General features: G+C 68.3%; 1 protein-coding gene. It reads right to left on the bottom strand.

Annotated elements, in window-relative coordinates:
- On the bottom strand, positions 1–408 hold a 408-nt coding region (locus tag GO615_RS29975), incomplete at its 3' end, for a GNAT family N-acetyltransferase (RefSeq protein ID WP_169133095.1).
- Positions 409–436: the final 28 nt, after the last annotated feature.

Raw genomic sequence — 436 nt, 5'->3', positions numbered from 1 at the left:
CGCGAACGCCACACCACGCGCGTTGTCGGTGCCGACCCAGTAGATGACGGCGCCCAGGCTCTCCTTGCGCGCCTGCTCCAGAACAGCTTCGAGCAGCGCGACGGCGACGCCCGTGCCACGCGCGTCGGGCGTGACCCACAGGCCGAACAGCTCGCCGTACGGCGACTCCTCGTCGTCACGCACATCGCTGCGCAGCGAGACGACGCCGACCTTGTCGCCGTTCTCGTCGGTCGCGAGGATGCGGCGCGCACGCGCCATGCGTCGACGCCACGCGCTCTCGTCGAGCTGCTTCTCGGCGGACGACGACGCCGCGAAGGCCTCCGGCGACTCCTCGAGAGCGCTCAGGCGAACGTCGCGGTAGATCTGCCAGTCGTCTTCGCCAAGGGTTCGTACAGTCAACGCAGTCATGCGCATATCGAACCACGTTTGGCTGAGC

This window comes from Aromatoleum evansii (assembly GCF_012910805.1).
Taxonomy (GTDB): domain Bacteria; phylum Pseudomonadota; class Gammaproteobacteria; order Burkholderiales; family Rhodocyclaceae; genus Aromatoleum; species Aromatoleum evansii.
Note: the sequence above shows the minus strand (reverse complement) of the source record. Positions and strands in the feature narration are given on the sequence as shown.